This window comes from Rhodococcus sp. IEGM 1307 (assembly GCF_030056915.1).
GTDB classification, from domain to species: Bacteria; Actinomycetota; Actinomycetes; order Mycobacteriales; family Mycobacteriaceae; genus Rhodococcus_F; species Rhodococcus_F opacus_D.
In genome coordinates this window covers 387,941-404,617 of record NZ_JASHKW010000001.1, presented here as the reverse complement: position 1 = coordinate 404,617, position 16,677 = coordinate 387,941, and the positions used below count along the sequence as shown (strand labels likewise).

General features: G+C 68.2%; 14 protein-coding genes and 1 riboswitch. Of the genes, 9 read left to right on the top strand and 5 right to left on the bottom strand.

Going from position 1 to position 16,677, the window contains the following annotated elements:
• The 3 genes from QM841_RS01900 to QM841_RS01890 all read right to left on the bottom strand — a co-directional run bounded on the left by QM841_RS01900 (position 1) and on the right by QM841_RS01890 (position 2,261).
• Positions 1-426 carry a VOC family protein gene (locus tag QM841_RS01900; protein ID WP_280778644.1) on the bottom strand — a complete coding sequence of 142 codons (426 nt, stop codon included), beginning with the start codon at positions 424-426 and terminating at the stop codon, positions 1-3.
• Between the two features lie 63 nt (positions 427-489).
• A complete protein-coding gene (locus QM841_RS01895) occupies positions 490-1,533 on the bottom strand; it encodes a zinc-binding dehydrogenase (RefSeq protein WP_283330961.1) in 1,044 nt (347 codons plus the stop codon).
• An 80-nt stretch (positions 1,534-1,613) separates the two neighbouring features.
• Entirely contained in the window at positions 1,614-2,261 is a 648-nt protein-coding gene (locus QM841_RS01890; RefSeq protein WP_283330713.1) for a LysE family translocator, read from the bottom strand.
• A 145-nt stretch (positions 2,262-2,406) separates the two neighbouring features.
• Between QM841_RS01890 and thpD the strand changes: the two genes are divergently transcribed.
• The 3 genes from thpD to QM841_RS01875 all read left to right on the top strand — a co-directional run bounded on the left by thpD (position 2,407) and on the right by QM841_RS01875 (position 6,459).
• A complete protein-coding gene (thpD, locus tag QM841_RS01885; protein ID WP_283330712.1) occupies positions 2,407-3,318 on the top strand; it encodes an ectoine hydroxylase in 912 nt (303 codons plus the stop codon).
• 169 nt (positions 3,319-3,487) lie between these two features.
• The gene (locus QM841_RS01880) at positions 3,488-5,638 is read left to right on the top strand and encodes an MMPL family transporter (protein WP_283330711.1); all 2,151 of its coding nucleotides are present in this window, start codon (positions 3,488-3,490) and stop codon (positions 5,636-5,638) included.
• Positions 5,639-5,811: 173 nt separating this feature from the next.
• The gene (locus tag QM841_RS01875) at positions 5,812-6,459 is read left to right on the top strand and encodes an alpha-ketoglutarate-dependent dioxygenase AlkB (protein WP_283330710.1); all 648 of its coding nucleotides are present in this window, start codon (positions 5,812-5,814) and stop codon (positions 6,457-6,459) included.
• Here QM841_RS01875 and QM841_RS01870 read toward each other — a convergent pair whose 3' ends face one another.
• Complete coding sequence (locus QM841_RS01870; protein WP_283330709.1) at positions 6,460-7,548, bottom strand: 3-deoxy-7-phosphoheptulonate synthase; 1,089 nt, start codon at positions 7,546-7,548, stop codon at positions 6,460-6,462.
• A 282-nt stretch (positions 7,549-7,830) separates the two neighbouring features.
• On the opposite strand from QM841_RS01870, the gene QM841_RS01865 reads away from it, so the two are divergent.
• From QM841_RS01865 to metE, 5 genes are all read left to right on the top strand, one after another.
• Complete coding sequence (locus tag QM841_RS01865; RefSeq protein ID WP_283330708.1) at positions 7,831-8,778, top strand: ABC transporter ATP-binding protein; 948 nt, start codon at positions 7,831-7,833, stop codon at positions 8,776-8,778.
• Positions 8,778-9,554: an ABC transporter permease gene (locus QM841_RS01860; RefSeq protein WP_283330707.1), complete on the top strand. Its 777-nt coding sequence runs from the start codon at positions 8,778-8,780 to the stop codon at positions 9,552-9,554. The genes QM841_RS01865 and QM841_RS01860 overlap by 1 nt, the downstream gene beginning before the upstream one ends.
• Positions 9,555-9,573: 19 nt before the next feature.
• On the top strand, positions 9,574-10,689 hold the full coding sequence (locus QM841_RS01855) for a sensor histidine kinase (protein WP_283330706.1): 1,116 nt from the start codon (positions 9,574-9,576) through the stop codon (positions 10,687-10,689).
• The gene (locus QM841_RS01850; RefSeq protein ID WP_061043544.1) at positions 10,686-11,294 is read left to right on the top strand and encodes a response regulator transcription factor; all 609 of its coding nucleotides are present in this window, start codon (positions 10,686-10,688) and stop codon (positions 11,292-11,294) included. The genes QM841_RS01855 and QM841_RS01850 overlap by 4 nt, the downstream gene beginning before the upstream one ends.
• Before the next feature lie 121 nt (positions 11,295-11,415).
• Positions 11,416-11,626: riboswitch (cobalamin riboswitch) on the top strand.
• A gap of 127 nt (positions 11,627-11,753) precedes the next feature.
• Positions 11,754-14,015: a 5-methyltetrahydropteroyltriglutamate--homocysteine S-methyltransferase gene (metE, locus tag QM841_RS01845; RefSeq protein ID WP_283330705.1), complete on the top strand. Its 2,262-nt coding sequence runs from the start codon at positions 11,754-11,756 to the stop codon at positions 14,013-14,015.
• A 43-nt stretch (positions 14,016-14,058) separates the two neighbouring features.
• Here the strand turns inward: metE and QM841_RS01840 are convergent, their stop codons facing one another.
• Entirely contained in the window at positions 14,059-15,066 is a 1,008-nt protein-coding gene (locus QM841_RS01840; RefSeq protein WP_283330704.1) for an AraC family transcriptional regulator, read from the bottom strand.
• Positions 15,067-15,235: 169 nt separating this feature from the next.
• On the opposite strand from QM841_RS01840, the gene QM841_RS01835 reads away from it, so the two are divergent.
• The gene (locus QM841_RS01835) at positions 15,236-16,675 is read left to right on the top strand and encodes a GntP family permease (RefSeq protein WP_283330703.1); all 1,440 of its coding nucleotides are present in this window, start codon (positions 15,236-15,238) and stop codon (positions 16,673-16,675) included.
• Positions 16,676-16,677 lie beyond the last annotated feature (2 nt).

Here is a 16,677-nt window from a genome sequence, read left to right as displayed (position 1 = left end):
TCAGCTGACGCAGAACTCGTTGCCCTCGGGGTCTGCCATCGTGACCCACTCGCTCGGCCCCTGCCGGCCGCGGTGGAGCACGGTGGCGCCGGACTGCTCCAGCTTCTCGGCCACCTCGTAACGGGCGTCCCCGACCCTGATGTCCAGGTGGAGCCGGTTCTTCACCGTCTTCCGTTCGGGAACCAGCTGGAACAGCACACGCGGGCGCTCCGGGTGCTCCGGATCGCGGATCGCCTGACCCTCCCGCCAGACCAGGACACCCTCGAACTCCATGGTGTCGGACTCCTGCGCGTGGCCGGCCTCGACGAGCCCGCGGATGAACTCCTCGTTGCTCGGCTCCACCTCCCAGCCGAGCGCCTGCGCCCACCATTTGGCCAGGGTATGCGGGTTCTCCGAGTCCACTGTGACTTGAAATTCATATCCCATGGCCCGACGGTACAGCGGGGCACCGACAGGTCCCGGCCAGCCGAATCCCGGCACCTGCCGGTCTCAGGGTTTGACGAGGATCCGGATGGGATCACCCTCGTGGTTCGCGAGTTTCTCGATGCCCTTCGCGACGTCCTCGAGCGGGACGATCTCGCTGATCGACCGCGATAGGTCGAGCCGGCCACGGGACACCAGTTCGGCGAGGGTTTCGATGTCCACGTTCTTGTAGCCGAGGTGGCCGAGCACCTGCTTCTGGGACAGCCCGAACTGTGCGGTCGTTCCCACCGATGCCTCCTGCGCGCTCAGCCCGACCGCGACGAGTCGGCCACCCACCGTCAGGCAGTCGAGTGCCTGCTCGAATGTCACTTTCAGTCCGGCCGCGTCGAACGCGACGTCGAGCATCCGGCCGCCCGTCGCCTCGGCGACCTTCTCCTTCAGGTTCTCGTCCCGGGAGTCGAACGCGTAATCGGCCCCGAGCTCCAGGGCACGTTCCCGCACAGCGGGATTGATGTCGAACGCGATCACCGGGACAGCGCCGACCAGACGTGCCAGCTGCACGATGTGGGTGCCGACTCCGCCCACACCCCACACCCCGACGGTCTCCCCGACCACCACCTTGCCGGTGCGCACGACCGCGCCGAACGGCGTCGACACCGCGTCGGCGAGGATGGCCGCCTGTTCGAAAGGAACGTTGTCCGGGATACGGGTCAGGCCCCCGGCCTGCGCCACCGTGTACTCGGCCCACGCGCCGTCGTAGGCGAACGCCATGAGCTGGATGTTCAGGCAGTTCGTGAGGTCCCCGCGGCGGCAGTTTCGGCACCCGAAGCAGGGCCTGCCCGCGGACGGCACGACGCGGTCTCCCTCGGACCAGCCGGATACTCCGGCACCGAGTTTCGCAATGGTGCCCGACGCCTCGTGCCCCTGGGTCACCTCGGGCAGCAGCGCGGGGAACGTGCCGTCGATCAGACTCAGGTCGGAATGGCAGATGCCGCAGAACTCCACTTTGACGAGCACTTCACCGGGACCGGGCTTCGGGATCGGAACATCCTCCACAGCAATGATTTTCGTGTCCGCATGGAATCGCTGCGCCCGCATGGTCCCGGTCATCTCTCGCCCCTTCGTCGTCATCGCTTCCGACGGTACCCGCGAAACATGCTCAGGTGTGCATGATTCAGGCCACTGCCGATTCAGATCGTCGCGGGCCGCGTCCGGTCGAGGGCGAGGTGAACGGCGAGGCCGCCGAGGACGCTTCCCATCACGAACTTCTGCACACGCAGCCACACCGGGCGTCCGGACAGGAACGCCGCGAGAGTTCCTGCGACGCAGACGATCAACGCGTTCACGGTGAGCGCCACCACGATCTGCACGGTGCCCAGCAGCAGGCTCTGCAACCACACGGGCCCGGCGCCGGGGTGGACGAACTGCGGGATCAGCGCCAGGTACATCACCGCGATCTTCGGATTGAGCAGGTTGGTCGTGAGTCCCATCAGGAACAGCCGGGCGGACGAATCCCGGGGCAGCGCCCGGGACGGAGCGAACGGCGTGTGCCCGCCGGGCCGCAACGCCTTCCAGGCCAGCCAGCCCAGATAGCACGCGCCCGCCAGCTTCAGCGCGGTGTAGGCCTGCGGGACGGCGGAGAACACCGCCGAAATGCCCAGTGTCGCAGCAGCCAGATAGCACAGGAATCCGAGAGCAACACCGGCCAGCGAGACCAGTCCCGCCGCCCTGCCCTGAGTGATGCTGCGCGAGACCAGATACACCATGTTGGGTCCCGGTGTGAGAACCATGCCGAGGGCGATCGCCGCCACTCCGAGTACCGACGCCGAATCGATCATGCCCGTGACGATCCCACCGCGGCGCCGCGCCGTCGCGGTCCAGTCCGGCCTCGGTGGACCTGTGTCCGGGTTGCATTCGTCGACGACCAGTGGGAACGTCGGAAGAGTAAAGCGTTGTCCAATCCGAAAGGGTGAAACACGAGTTATGCGTACGGCCGTAGCCGACAACTACCCCACGAGGGACCGCAACGAGTGCACGATGACCGTCCGCCAGGATCCGGTCACCTGGTCGGACGGGAAACGGGGTGATACCCGCTCCGGTCCGCTCACCGCGAATCAGATTGCCGTCTACGACGCACGCGGGTATCACTCCGCCGAGTCGATCATCCCACCACGCGACGTGTTCAACCTGGTCGACGAGATGACCCGCCTCGCCGAGACCGACACGCTGCGCGGCGACGACCGCGTCGTACGGGAGAACGGCGACGGCGCCGTCCGTTCCGTGTTCGACGTCCACCGCCTCAGCGACGTCGTCGACGAGATCATCCGCCGCCCCGAGGTGGTGGGTATCGCCCGGCAGATCCTCGGTTCGGACGTCTACGTCCACCAGTCGCGACTCAATTTCAAGCCCGGTTTCACCGGCGGCCCGTTCTACTGGCACTCCGACTTCGAGACCTGGCACGCCGAGGACGGCATGCCCACTCCTCGCGCCGCGAGTATCTCGATCGCGCTCACCGAGAACTACGGGCACAACGGCGGGCTGATGATCATGCCCGGATCGCACCGCGCGTTCGTCTCCTGCGCCGGCGAGACCCCCGAGGACTACTACAAGGAATCGCTGGTCAGCTACGTTCCCCCCACCGGGTCGCCCGATCAGCCGACGCTCACCCGGATGGCGAACGAGTACGGCATCGAGATGATGACCGGACCGGCCGGCTCCGCCACCGTGTTCGATTCCAACTGCATGCACGGGTCGAACGGCAACATCACGCCGTTCGCGCGGTCCAACCTCTTCATCGTGTTCAACAGTGTCGAGAACACCCTGACGGATCCGTTCTCGGCGCCCGCGCCGCGCCCCGACTACCTCGGCAGCCGGGATTTCACCCCCTTGCGGTAACGAGCACCATGACGTACCGCGGCCCCGCTCCCTGATGTCGGGGCGGGGCCGCGGTCTGTCGATGCCGTGAAACCCATAGCCTTCGCGCCGCCGTGCATGCGACGATGGCTTGGCACGGTTCGACCGCCCGGCCGGGCGCCGGCCGAACCTTCATCTCCCGGAACGGGGAATGATGTTTGCCTACATCGCGCGCACCGTGGTCGCACACCCGTGGCAGGTCATCGCGACCTGGGTAGTCGCCGCAATAGCCGTCATCCTGTTCGCACCGAGTCTCGACGACTACACCACCGGTAACCAGCAGACGTTCCTGCCCAGCACTTTCGAGTCCTCCGAGGCGCAGGCCGTCGGCAACGAATACTTCCCGAGCCTGTCCGGTGCCACCGGCAGCCTGGTGGTGGTCCGTGCAGACGCCGCCCCGCTGACACCCGCCGACCAGCAGACGGCACTGAATCTCGCGACCTCGCTGCAGAATTCGGCGATCCCAGGAGTGGTGAGCGTGCAAGGGTCGCCTGCGTCGCTGTCCGCCGACGGGAAGGCTGCCGCACTGCAGGTGGTGTTCGACGGACAACCCGGCGACGACCAGGTCAACGATGCCGTGCCGGTCATCCGGGGCGACGCAGAGCAGCAACTGAACGGCACCGGCCTCGTGAGCGGGCTGACCGGGAACGCGGCCATTCAGGTCGACACCACAGCCGCCTACGACAACGCCGACAAGGTCATCACGATCGCCACGGTGATCGTCATCCTCGCCCTGCTCGGCCTGATCTTCCGCAGCCCCGTCATCGCCGCCCTGCCGGTTCTCGTGATCGGCGTGGTGCTGTCGGTGGTCACCGGACTGACCGCCGTGCTCGCCGATCTGTTCGACTTCCAGGTCAGCACGTCGCTGCAATCCATCCTCGTGGTCGTCCTCTTCGGTGTCGGCACCGACTACATCGTCTTCCTGTTGTTCCGCTATCGCGAACGCCTCCGGCAGCAGGCCGCGGCTGGGTCCACCACCGACATGCATCGAGAAGCCCTCGTGTTCTCCACCGACGTCGTCGGGCGCGTCGTGGCGTCGTCGGCGCTCACGGTCATCGTCGCTTTCGCCGCCCTGCTGCTGGCGAAACTCGGCTCGCTCACCACGCTCGCGCCGGGACTCATCGTCGCCGTGGCCCTCATGCTGGTGACGGCGTTGACGCTCGTCCCCGCCGTGTTCACCGTGCTGGGACGCCACCTGTTCTGGCCGCTCGGACCGGGGCACGACAGCCCTCACACCCCGTTCGCGTCGATCGGCGCCGCGATCGGGCACCGCCCAGCCGTGTTCGCCATCGCGATCGGCGTCGTGTTGATCGCGCTCGCCTCCTTCGCGTCCGGCTACAAGTCGACGTACAACACGCTGGGGGAACTGCCCTCCGACACGCCGTCACAGCAGGCCTTCGACACCCTCGATCAATCCTTCCCCGCGGGTGCGCTGAGCCCGACCCAGGTGTACGTCGTGGCTCCCGGGCCGCTCGATCCCGCGTCGCTGACCCCGCTCGTCACCGCTCTGACACAGGTGCCGGGCGTGTCCTCGGTCGCCCCGCCGCGACCCAGTCAGGACGGTCGCGCCGCGCTCGTCAACGTCGTACTCGCCGACGACCCGTACTCGAACGCGTCCCTCGACCTCGTCGAGGGACCGATCCGCGACACCGCCCACGGCGCGGTCCCCGGTTCGGAAGTCGTTGTGGGAGGGCAGACGTCCACGTTCGTCGACGTCCGCGCGCAACTCGCGGCGGATACGCGCCTCGTGTTCCCCGTCGCCGCAGTCGCGATCGCGCTGATTCTCGCCCTGCTGCTGCTCGCCGTGCTGGCCCCGCTCAACCTGCTGGTGTGCGTGGCACTCACGTTCGTCGCCACACTCGGCGCCGTGGTGCTCCTGTTCCTGCACGGCCTCGGCTACGACGGGATCGACTTCTCGATTCCGATCGTGCTCTACCTGTTCGTCGTCGCGATCGGCACCGACTACAACATCCTGCTGGCCTCGCGACTGCGCGAGGAATTCCGCAACGGGTACACCCCGCGTGAGTCCGCGCGGATCGCCGTCTCCAACGACGCCCCCACCGTCGCCGCCGCCGGTCTGATCCTGGCACTGACCTTCGCTTCCCTCACCCTCACCGGACTGGCCAACCTCGCCGAACTCGGCTTCGGCGTCGCGATCGGCGTCGCCATCGCCGCCTTCGCGATGGCCCCGATGCTGGTACCGAGCCTGTCGGCACTCGAACGTCGCGCCTTCTGGTGGCCGAGCAGGCAGAAGACGACCGTCGACACCGGCGACGACCGCGAGCCGGCGGTGCCGCGGTAATAACCGCCGCCGTTCCCCGGGCTTCCGTGCAGACGCACCACTTCTTCGCAGCCGCACCCCTTCCAGGGCCCGAAAATGAGTGCGCGAACCAAGAAGGGGTGCGTCTGAGTGGCGACTGCCGCCTCGAGAAAAATCGTGTGAACATACGTTCGAATATCGGGTAGCATGGCGGCATGACTTCCGCGGATGCGCGGTATGCGCTCCAGGCTTCACTGTTCGACGACGCGTCGTTCGGTGTCGAGCTGGGTGAGCTCGGGTCGACGGTGCAGCGTCGCACGCTCACGGCGGGAGCGTGGGTCGACGTGCGTCCGGGGTGGCTGACCGGTTCCGACGAGCTGTTCACGACCCTCGCGGAGACGGTGCCGTGGAAGGCGGAGCGGCGCCAGATGTACGACCGGGTGGTCGACGTCCCGCGACTCGTCCGGTTCTACCGGGAGGGCGAGCCGCTCCCCGACCCGCTGCTGGTCGCGGCACGCGACGCCCTGAGCAGGCACTACCTACCCGAATTGGGCGAGAAGTTCGCCACCTCCGGGCTTTGCTTCTACCGCGACGGTTCCGACAGCGTCGCCTGGCACGGCGACGACACCGGCCGGAGCCGCACCGAAGACACCATGGTCGCGATCCTCTCGCTCGGCGCCGCGCGTCCGCTGCTGCTGCGTCCGCGCGGCGGCGGGCACTCGATCCGGTACTCGCTCGGCCACGGTGACCTGCTGGTGATGGGTGGTTCCTGCCAGCGCACCTGGGAGCATTGCGTACCGAAGAGCACCCGCCCGCTCGGACCGCGGATCAGCGTGCAGTTCCGCACGAGAGGCGTGCGGTGATCACTTCCGACGTGCGGCCACTGCCTGGGCGAGGCGGTCCAGCTGCGCCGCCGTCGTGTTCCAGTCGATGCACGCGTCGGTGATGGACTGGCCGTACGTGAGGTCCTCGGCCTTTCCGAGGGTGAGGTCCTGACGACCGGCTTCGATGAAGCTCTCCACCATCACACCGACGATCCCCTTCTCTCCCTCCTCGAGCCGGGCCGCGATGTCGTTCAGCACGTCGACCTGCTTCTCGTGGTTCTTGCTGCTGTTGCCGTGGCTGGCGTCGATGACGACCCGCTCCGACAGACCGCCCTTGCGCAGCCGGGCGAGCGTGTCCGCCACCGTCTCCGCGTCGTAGTTCGGTCCGTCGCTGCCGCCGCGGAGGATGACGTGGCAGTCGGGGTTGCCGACCGTGCGGATCAGCGCGGCCTGCCCGTCGAGGTCGGTGCCGGGGAACACGTGGCTCGCCGCGGCGGCGCGGGTGCCGTCGACCGCCACCTGCACGTCGCCCTCCGTCGAGTTCTTGATCCCGACCGGCATCGACAGCGCGCTGCACAGCTGGCGGTGCACCTGGCTGGCGGCGGTGCGGGCACCGATCGCGCCGTACGTGACGAGGTCCGCGATGTACTGCGGCATGATCGGGTCGAGGAACTCGCAGCCGACCGGCAGGCCGAGCGAGGACACGTCGAGCAGCAGCTTGCGGCCCATGCGGATCCCGGTGTCGATGTCGAACGTTCCGTCGAGGTGCGGGTCGTTGAGCAGACCCTTCCAGCCGAGCGTGGTGCGCGGCTTCTCGAAGTAGACCCGCATGACGATGTGCAGGTCGTCGCGCAATTCCTCGGCCTTCGCGGCGAGCCGGCGGGCGTAGTCCATGGCGGCGTCCGGGTCGTGCACCGAGCACGGGCCCACCACGACGAGCAGTCGATCGTCGTCGCCGTTCAGCACGTTCACCGTGTCGGCGCGGCCGGAGCGGACGGTCGCGGACGCGACGTCGTCGGGGGCATGCTCGGCACGGACCACGGACGGGGCCACCAGCGGGCTGATGCTCACGGTGCGCTGGTCGTCCAGCCGATCACTGCTGGTAGTGGTGTCGAGAGTGACAGTCATGGGTTCGGGTTCCTGTTCTCAGGCCGGCCCTCGAAGACTGTGGAGATTCCCGCGAGCCGGTCTGTAATCCGGCTCTGGGGTGGAAGAAGTCAGCGCGTGGTTACGCCGACCGGCCCACCCGGGGCCGGCCTGCTAAACCAGAAATATGCGCGCTGCATGGCGCCCACAGTAACGGCTGCCCCCGATCGGCGCCACACCTACCCCGGGCCCCTGACATTTGTCACGGTGAGGTCGTGACGGACGTGTGGGGGTGTGCGGCCGTCCGGATCGCACGCTGAATGCATGACATCGACAGAGCACCGCACCTCCACGAAGGCCTCCGCGTCGCCGGCTCCGGCAGTCAGCCTGCGAGGCGTCCACAAGCACTTCGGTGACGTTCACGCCGTCCGGGGGCTGGACCTCGAGATCCGGCCCGGCGAGATCGTCGCGTTCCTCGGACCCAACGGCGCCGGCAAGACCACCACCGTCGACATGGTCCTCGGATTGTCCCGCCCCACAGCCGGCGTGGTGTCCGTGTTCGGCACCGATCCGCGCACCGCGATCGCGAAGGGGCTGGTCTCGGCGGTCATGCAGACGGGCGGGCTCCTGAAGGAGCTGACGGTCGAGGAGACCGTCCGGCTCACCGCGAGCCTGTTCGCCGACACCCGGCCGGTCGACGAGGTCCTCACCCGGGCCGGTATCGCCGATCTCGGAAACCGGTTGGTGGGCAAGTGTTCCGGTGGTCAGCAGCAGCGACTACGGTTCGCGATGGCATTGCTCTCCGATCCCGAGTTGCTGATCCTCGACGAGCCGACCACCGGCATGGACGTCGAGGGCAGGCGGGACTTCTGGTCGGCGATCCGCGCCGACGCGGACAGCGGCCGGACGGTGGTCTTCGCGACGCACTATCTCGAGGAGGCCGACGCCTACGCCGACCGGATCGTGCTGGTGCGCAAGGGAAAAGTGGTGGCCGACGGCACCGCCGCCGAGGTGAAGGCACTGGCCGCGGGACGCACGGTTCGCGCCCACTTCCCGGGCGCCGACAGGGAACAGTTGTTCGCGATTCCCGGCGCCGACAGCATCGAGGTGCGCGGTGACAGCGTCCTCGTCCACTCGACGGACACCGACGCCGTGGCCCGCCACCTCCTCACGCAGACGCCTGCCTGCGACCTCGAAATCGTCTCCCGAGGACTCGAAGACGCGTTCATCGCACTCACCTCCGACGACTCCGCCACGGAAGGATCGAACTGATGACCACCCTCACCGCACCCCGCCGCGTTCCCCCGCTCGGCGGACTCAACACCACCCTTCTCGGGCTCGAACTGCGCCGGCTGCTGCGCAATCGGCGCACGATGATCATCACTCTCGTCATGCCGGTCGTCTTCTTCCTCATCTTCGGTCTGAACCCCAGCTACTCGGGGGAGAGCGCAGGCAACGGGAACATCTCGGCGTACGTGATGATCAGCATGGCGCTGTACGGCGCGATGATCGCGACGACGAGCGGCGGCGCGATGGTGTCGGTGGAACGGGCGTCGGGGTGGAGCCGGCAGTTGCGGCTCACCCCCATGTCCCCCGGGGTCTACATCTTCGTCAAGGTGCTCGTCGCGATGATGCTCGGACTCGGGGCCGTCGGCGTCGTCTACCTCGTGGGCTCGTTCACGTCGGTCCACATGGACACGTCCCTGTGGTTCACGACGGCCCTGATCACCTGGCTCGGATCCGCAGTGTTCGCCGCGTTCGGCCTGTTCATGGGGTACCTGCTGCCGAGCGAGAACGTCATGCAGATCCTCGGCCCCGGGCTCGCCGTGCTCGGCTTCGCGGGCGGGCTGTTCATGCCGCTGCAGGACGGTTCGGTGTGGGCGTCGATCGCGCAGTTCATGCCCACGTACGGGCTGAGTCAGCTGGTGCACGCGCCGCTCACCGGTGACGCGATGCAGTGGACGTGGCTCCTCAACGTCGCGGTGTGGCTGGCGATCTTCGTCGGCGGTGCGGCGTGGCGGTTCCAGCGCGACACCGAGCGAGTGTGACGGCGGTATCGTGACTGCCGTGACCACCCCCGACGGCCCCGTCGTGACCAGACGATGGGGCCGTTTCGGATTCATTTTCGCCGCCGCCTGGACGGTCTTCCTGTTCCAGCCGTTCCTCGACGGCTGGGCCGCCCGCGATCACGTCCGCGGGTGGATCGGGATGATCGCCACGCTCGCCTTCGCGGTGACGTACCTCGCGATGTTCCGGTGGTCGCATACCCGGCGCGCGCACAACGAGTTTCGGCCGCCGCTGAACCAGGCGGTGCCGCTCGTCGTGGCGCTGTTCGGGCTCGCAGTCGTCATGGTGGTCGCCGTCGGGCCGTCGGGGCTGTCCGCCGCCGTCTTCCTCGCGGTCTCCGCGATCATGCTGTTCCCCGCGTGGCTCGGCGGGATCACCGCCCTGACCGTCGCAGTTCTCGTGGAAGTGATCTCCACGGTGCTGGACTGGGGGTCGGGCACCGGGCTCTCGCTGGGCGTGTGCGCGGCAGCGTTCGCGATGTTCGGGGTGACCAAGCTGATCAACCGCAACATCGAACTGGTCCGGGAACGGGAAGCGAGCGAACGGCTCGCAGTGCAGGAGGAACGCACCCGGATGGCCCGCGACCTTCACGACATCCTGGGGCATTCCCTCACCGTCATCACCGTCAAGGCCGAACTCGTCGGCCGGCTCCTCGACATCGACATCGACCGGGCCCGCACCGAAGTGGCGGACCTGGAACGTCTTTCCCGCGACGCGCTCGCGGACGTCCGGCAGGCCGTGCAGGGAATCCGGGGGCTGTCGCTTCCGGTGGAGATCGCCCGGGCCGGGGAAGCGTTGCGGTCGGCCGGAATCGAGGCGGAGCTGCCCAACAGCACCGAGTCGGTACCCACCGGACTGCGCGAGTTGTTCGCGTGGACCGTCCGGGAGGGTGTCACGAACGTGGTCCGGCACAGCGGCGCAACGCACTGCTCGGTCACGGTGGGCGAACGCGAGGTCACCGTCGTCGACGACGGCGCCGGGTGTAGTGAATCCGTGCACGGGAACGGGCTGGTGGGCCTTCGGGAGCGTGCCGCCGCCGCCGGAGCCCGGGTCGTCATCACCCATCCGCAACCCGGCGGGTTCTCGTTGCACGTGCTGAAGGAAGAGGCCTCGTGACGATCCGGCTGCTGCTCGCCGACGATCAGGCACTCGTCCGCGGTGCCCTCGCCGCCCTGCTCGACCTGGAGGCGGACCTCACGGTCGTCGCGGAGGTCGGGCGCGGCGACGAGGTCGTCGCGGCGGCGCGCGAGCACTCCCCCGACGTCGCGCTCCTCGACGTCGAAATGCCCGGTCTGGACGGAATCGCCGCGGCCGCGGCACTGCGGGCCGAGATGCCGCAGACCCGCGTCCTGATCGTGACGACGTTCGGTCGTCCCGGGTACCTGCGCAAGGCACTGCAGGCCGGTGCGTCGGGGTTCGTCGTGAAGGACACCCCGGCCCGGCAGCTCGCCGACGCCGTCCGGCGCGTCCATGCCGGACTGCGTGTCGTCGACCCCGCGCTCGCCGCCGACAGTCTCGTCAGCGGGGAATCGCCGCTCACCGACCGGGAGACGGACGTGCTGCGGGCGGCGCGGGACGGTGCGCCGGTCGCCTCCATCGCGGCCGCACTGTTCCTGTCCGCAGGTACCGTGCGCAATCACCTCTCCTCGGCGATCGGCAAGACCGGCGCCAGCACCCGAGCCGAGGCCGTCCGCGCTGCGGAGTCGAACGGCTGGCTGTAGGCCCTCCGGGCTCGTGCGCCTTTTTGGTAGTTGGGGCTACCAAAAAGGCGCACGGGCCGAAGGCCTATGCTGGCCGGTGCAGCTGGTTCGCCCGGCACGGTCGTGAGGAGCCCCGAAGACCGCACCTGGCGTCGAAGCACGTCGGACTCCCCGGAGTCCGCGTGTGAGAGGGAACCCGGTGAGAATCCGGGACTGTCCCGCAGCGGTGAGCAGGAACGACCGCCGTCACCATGCACTGGGCAACCGCCTGGGAAGCGACGGCCACTAGGTCCGGTGCGATGTCGCACCGGCTGCCTGTGAGTCCGAAGACCTGCCGACTGTGTCGGGCACGCCGTGCCCGACGGTTACCGCCTCGTGGATTGGGCGTGTAGACCTTCTCGCGCTGCAGCACGTCCCTGGGCTCGAGAGGTGTACCCGTGTGCCGGCGGTGGCCGTACCGCGTACGCAACTGGAGATACCGTGACATTCACTTTCACCGCGACCGTGCTGGGCTCACCTCGCATCGGTCCGAATCGCGAACTGAAGAAGGCCGTCGAGTCGTACTGGGCCGGCCGCCTCGACGCCGAAGCGCTCGACGCGCTCGCCCGGGATCTGCGCCGTCAGACCTGGACGAGCCTGCGCGACGCCGGCCTCGACTCCGTGCCCGTCAACACGTTCTCGTACTACGACCATGTGCTGGACACCGCGGCGATGCTCGGCGCACTGCCCGACCGTGTCGCCGGCATCGAGAGCGACCTCGACCGCTACTTCGCCGCCGCCCGCGGCAACGACACGGTCGCCCCGCTCGAGATGACCAAGTGGTTCGACACCAACTACCACTACCTGGTGCCGGAGATCTCCCCGACGACGACGTTCGCCCTCGACCCGTCGAAGGTGCTCCGCGAACTCGAAGAGGCACGTGCCCTGGACATTCCGGCCCGCCCGGTGGTGGTGGGTCCGGTCACGTTCCTGCTGCTGTCGAAGGCTGTCGGCTCGGATGCACCCCTCCTCGACCGCCTCGACGAACTCGTCCCGCTGTATGCGGACCTGCTCGGTCGGCTCGCCGACGCGGGCGCCGACTGGGTGCAGATCGACGAACCCGCGCTGGTCGCCGACCGCACACCGGGGGAGATCGCGGCGGCCAAGCGGGCCTACGACCGGTTGTCCGCGCTGGAGTCGCGACCGGCCATCCTCGTCGCGTCGTACTTCGGCAGCCTCGGTGATGCAGTTCCCGCGATCGCGTCGACCGGTGTCGAGGGGATCGCGATCGACCTAGTTGCCGGATCCGACCCCCTCGCCACGGTTCCCGATCTGACCCGCAAGCACGTCGTCGCCGGTGTCGTCGACGGACGCAACATCTGGCGCACCGACCTGGACGCGGCCCTGGCGTCGCTCGGCACCCTGCTGGGCAGCACCGGTTCGCTCGCCGTCTCGACGTCGTGCTCGCTGCTGCACGTCCCGTACACGCTCGACGCGGAGACCGGCATCGACAAGGCGCTGCGGTCGTGGCTGGCGTTCGGCACGGAAAAGGTCCGCGAGGTCGTCACACTCGGGACCGCACTGACCAGCGGTCGCGAATCCGTCGACGACGAGTTCGCGCTCGCCCGCGCGGCGGCGTCCACCCGCAGCACCGACCCACGTCTGCACGACGCCACGGTCCGTGCCCGGCTGGACGCGCTCACCGCGTCCGATCCGGGGCGCAGTCCCGCGGCGGAACGTCGGGAAGCCCAGTCGGCGCTGTCGCTTCCGGTGCTGCCGACCACGACGATCGGCTCCTACCCGCAGACGACGCAGATCCGCGTCGCGCGCGCGGCCCGGCGCAAGGGTGAGATCGACGAGGCCGAGTACCTGAACCGGATGCGCGCCGAGGTCGCGGATGTGGTTGCGCTGCAGGAGACTCTGGACCTCGACGTGCTGGTGCACGGCGAACCGGAACGCAACGACATGGTGCAGTACTTCGCCGAACAGCTGGACGGGTTCTTCGCGACGGACAACGGCTGGGTGCAGTCGTACGGCAGCCGCTGCGTTCGACCGCCGATCCTGTACGGCGATGTGCGCCGCAGCAACCCGATGACCGTCGAATGGATCACGTACGCGCAGTCGCTGACGCAGCGTCCGGTGAAGGGCATGCTCACCGGTCCGGTGACGATCCTGGCGTGGTCGTTCGTGCGCGACGACCAGCCGCTGGCCGACTCCGCCAACCAGGTGGCGCTGGCCATCCGCGACGAAACGGTGGATCTGCAGGGCGCGGGCATCCGGATCGTCCAGGTGGACGAGCCCGCGCTGCGCGAACTGCTGCCCCTGCGGGCCGCGGCTCAGCCGGCGTACCTCGACTGGTCGGTCGGGGCGTTCCGTCTCGCGACGTCGGGCGTCTCGGACTCGACGCAGATCCACACCCACCTCTGCTATTCGGAGTTCGGTGAGGTCATCGAGGCCATCGCGAGGCTCGACGCCGACGTCACCTCCATCGAGGCCGCGCGCTCGCACATGGAGGTCCTCGACGACCTCAACGCCGTCGGCTTCGACCTCGGCGTCGGCCCGGGCGTGTACGACATCCACTCGCCGCGGGTGCCCGGTGTCGAGGAGATCGCGGCGTCGCTGCGGGAGGCGCTGAAGGCGGTGCCGGTGGAACGGCTGTGGGTCAACCCCGACTGCGGCCTGAAGACCCGCGGTCCCGCCGAGGTCGAGGCGTCGCTGCGCAACCTCGTCGACGCGGCGAAGCTGGTCCGCGCGGAGCTGTAGGCGGCTCCGCCGCCCGTGAGTGGTTGAGGAGTCTCTGGACTCGTCAACCACTCACGGGGCCGAAGGCCCTGGTCTGCGACGGATTCTCGCCGAACCGGCGACGATAGGCGGCCGCGAAGAGGCCGAGGTTGACGTATCCCCACGCGCCGGCGATCGAGGCGACGGTCTCCCCCGGCGACGCGGTGAGCAGTTCCTCCCGAATGCCCTGGAGCCGCTGCTCACGCACGTATTCGGCCGGGGTGGTGTCCAGGTATTTCCGGAACGACCCGGACAGGGTCCGGACGCTGACCCCCACCGCGTCGGCGATGTCGGAGGCGGTCGGCAGTTCGCGGGCGTACTCCCGGATGTACTGGACGGCGTGCCGCACATAGCCGGGCGCCGCGGGGCCGGTGGACCTGTCCGGGTCCACTCCGGTGCGAGCCGCCCATTCGGTGAGCAGGTGACCGACGAGCAACTCCTGCAGGTTGAGCCCGATGCGCCCCTCGGTGGCGTGTCCGGGTAGCTCTCCCGTCGTCCGCATGGCGTATCCGAGCAGCGCCTGCCAGCCGGATCCACCGCCCCCGATGACGCATTTGCGTTGCCAGAGAAGATCTCCGGGGTCGAATCCCCACCACCGCACGGCCGTGTCAGCGAGCAGGGTGTGGGGAACGGTGAGATTGAGCTGGACGTGGTCAGGCGAGAACTCGACGAGGTAGTCGACGCGACTGCAGTCGGCGACGAACGTGTCACCAACCGGTGTGTCCGCGGTGGCGTCGTGGTCGAGGTGGTGCCGGGCGTTGCCCCGGATGGTCGTGAGAACGAGCGCGTTTCCGGCGTCGGACGAGAAGTCGCCGACCGAGACGGGAATTCCGTAGGAGAACCGGGTGACGGTGATGTCGCCGATCTTCGTGGAGTACATGCTCGACCGGGGTGACAGCCCGGCACCGAGCGGACGCACGACATAGGGCATGTACACGCGGTCGGACCAGAGTTGGATCTCGCTCCAGTCCTCCGACGCTCTGCGCTCGGCGGCCGTCGGCCGTCCCACCGCAAACGGATCCAGCACGACCATGCGTCGAGTATTCCAGGGCCTTCGGCCCCGTGCGCCTTTCTGGTTGCCGGAACAACCGGAAAGGCGCACGGGCCCGGAGGCCCATTGCTTATATCGTGAGTGTGTGCTCATAATATGGGTGTACCTGTGACACCAGTCACTACCCCGCCTCCTCGATAAGGACGCGCACATGTCAGACGTAGCAATCCTGATCAACACCACGGTCGCCGTAGCGGCGGTCGTTCTGATGATCGTGCGTTTCAAGTTCAACCCAGTGGTGTCACTGGTCGTCGGATCCGCCTACCTCGGACTCACGACGGGACTCGGCACGGCCGAAACGGTGGAAGTCATCAGCACCGGTTTCGGCGACATCATGGCCGAAGTGGGACTTCTGATCGCCTTCGGCGTCCTGATGGGCGCCATGCTGAAAGAAATGGGCGCGATCCAGCGCCTGGTCGGGACACTTCTACGCGTGTTCGGGCCGAAACGAATGCCCTATGCGCTATCGCTGACAATCGCGACGTTGCTGCAGTCCATCTTCCTCGACGTCCTGCTCGTCATCTCCGCCCCGCTCGCCCGCAACCTCTCACCGAAGGTCGGCCGGGTCGGGACCGCACGCATGGCCACCGCCCTCGCCATCGGCCTCGAGTGCGGCATCGTGCTCATGGTTCCCGGTGTCGGCGCCCTCGCCCTCGCCGGACTACTCGGTGTGCCGCTCGGCAAGATGCTGATCTTCGGACTCATCCTGGTGATCCCGACCGTGGCGATCTCGGTCGCGATCATGTCCTTCCTGTTCACCCGCGGTTGGTGGAACCCGGAGAAGGACGAAGAGCACTTCCATCAGACGGTCGTCGACGACGAAGAAGACCAATGGACCGACGGCGGCAGCGGCGGGACCACCCCGCGGCCCGATGCCGGCGGCGGCGTCGCCCAGGCGCAACGCGCCGCGACCGTCACCGAGGTCACGGCCGGGCGCGCGGCGCACGACCGCCCCCTCATCCTGCTCCTCGCTCCGCTGCTCGTTTCCCTCCTGCTCATCGCGACCGGCGCGATCCTGGACATCGCCGAGATCAGCAATCCGGTCGTGTCGTTCGTGTCCGAACCGCTCATCGCGTTGTTGATCGGACTGATCGGCACCAGCTTCGTCGGACGCCTCACCGTCGGCCAGCACCGCGTCCAGAAGGCGATCGCCAGCGGTTTCAGCGAGAGCGGCCAGATTCTCATCCTCACCGGCGTCGGCGGGTCCCTCGCCGCGACCATCGCCGCGGCCGGTCTCGGCGACATCCTCGGCAAGTACTTCACCGCCAATCACGCCGCTCCGCTGCTGATGGTGTGGGTGATCGCCGCCGTCCTGCACGTCGCCGTCGGCTCGGTGACCATCTCCGCGATCACCGCCGCGGGCGTCCTCGCCCCCATCGCCCCGACCCTCGGCCTCGACCCCGTCCTCATCGCCCTCGCGGCCGGCGCCGGCTCCCTGTTCGCGGTGCACGTCACCAGCAACACGTTCTGGCTGCTGCAGTCCTTGATGGGTCAGACCACACGAGGCACGCTGAAGACGTGTTCGGTGGGAGTATCGGTGGCATCGGTCGTCGCAATACTGCTCGTCCTGCCCATGAGCCTCGTTCTCTGAGC

Excerpts from the sequence above, each read along its gene's own strand:
- QM841_RS01900 (WP_280778644.1), bottom strand. The coding sequence starts at position 426 with ATGGGATATGAATTTCAAGTCACAGTGGACTCGGAGAACCCGCATACC.
- QM841_RS01895 (WP_283330961.1), bottom strand. The coding sequence starts at position 1,533 with ATGACCGGGACCATGCGGGCGCAGCGATTCCATGCGGACACGAAAATC.
- QM841_RS01890 (WP_283330713.1), bottom strand. The coding sequence starts at position 2,261 with ATGATCGATTCGGCGTCGGTACTCGGAGTGGCGGCGATCGCCCTCGGC.
- thpD (WP_283330712.1), top strand. The coding sequence starts at position 2,407 with ATGCGTACGGCCGTAGCCGACAACTACCCCACGAGGGACCGCAACGAG.
- QM841_RS01880 (WP_283330711.1), top strand. The coding sequence starts at position 3,488 with ATGATGTTTGCCTACATCGCGCGCACCGTGGTCGCACACCCGTGGCAG.
- QM841_RS01875 (WP_283330710.1), top strand. The coding sequence starts at position 5,812 with ATGACTTCCGCGGATGCGCGGTATGCGCTCCAGGCTTCACTGTTCGAC.
- QM841_RS01870 (WP_283330709.1), bottom strand. The coding sequence starts at position 7,548 with ATGACTGTCACTCTCGACACCACTACCAGCAGTGATCGGCTGGACGAC.
- QM841_RS01865 (WP_283330708.1), top strand. The coding sequence starts at position 7,831 with ATGACATCGACAGAGCACCGCACCTCCACGAAGGCCTCCGCGTCGCCG.
- QM841_RS01860 (WP_283330707.1), top strand. The coding sequence starts at position 8,778 with ATGACCACCCTCACCGCACCCCGCCGCGTTCCCCCGCTCGGCGGACTC.
- QM841_RS01840 (WP_283330704.1), bottom strand. The coding sequence starts at position 15,066 with ATGGTCGTGCTGGATCCGTTTGCGGTGGGACGGCCGACGGCCGCCGAG.
- QM841_RS01835 (WP_283330703.1), top strand. The coding sequence starts at position 15,236 with ATGTCAGACGTAGCAATCCTGATCAACACCACGGTCGCCGTAGCGGCG.